The sequence below is a fragment of the Vibrio sp. 2130-1 genome (assembly GCF_033339515.1).
In genome coordinates this window covers 1-699 of sequence record NZ_JAWOUT010000286.1, presented here as the reverse complement: position 1 = coordinate 699, position 699 = coordinate 1, and the positions used below count along the sequence as shown (strand labels likewise).

At 39.6% G+C, this 699-nt stretch carries 1 protein-coding gene; it reads right to left on the bottom strand.

Going from position 1 to position 699, the window contains the following annotated elements:
* Window positions 1-425, bottom strand: a 425-nt coding sequence (locus tag R7Q09_RS25770; RefSeq protein WP_318143895.1) for a GNAT family N-acetyltransferase, incomplete at its 3' end; no start/stop codon positions are given.
* Between the last annotated feature and the right edge of the window lie 274 nt (window positions 426-699).

The window sequence follows — 699 nt, the reverse complement described above, 5'->3', positions numbered from 1 at the left end:
AACAGAGCTTTAGACCGAAAGTTACCTTCATCAATGTCGGCATACAATTTTTCAATGCCCACAGATTTTGCGTGAGAAAATAATAAACTCAGAGCTTCCAACATATAGCCTTGTCGCCAATATGCTGAATTAAGTAAGCATCCAACCTCACATGAACGACTACAATCACTAAAACTATGTAAACCGCAAGTTCCAATAACTTTGTTGGTCGATTGCTCTAAAACTGCCCATTCCAGTGATTCACCCGACTTTTCTAATTGGACGACGCTTTCTAGCATCTGAAATATCAAATCTTTCGATGGAAAAACCGGATCTGAGGCAAATTCCATTGTTTGAACATCACCATAAATCTCAAACAAGTCTTCAGAATCTTCCATTTGAATTGACCTCAATACAACCCTACTTCCGTGTAAATCAGGCTTCATTTTTCTCCTTAATCGTATAACGCCCTGTTAAGGTGTGAGCAACGCAATACCGATGCCTACGCATACCACCTTAAACACTAAACACAACGCATAGTAAAAATGCCACGCGTAGCGAATCACTCTTAAACAGTTTGTTAGAGGTTTTTTATCGTGTACAGGAGTTTCTTGCCTTGCTCTGTCGGGATATAAAAGCCTTTATCATTTCTTTGTAACAAAGCTAAGTCTTCGAACTTTTCAAGCACTAAGCGTTCCGCTGTACACCCAACATAACCCT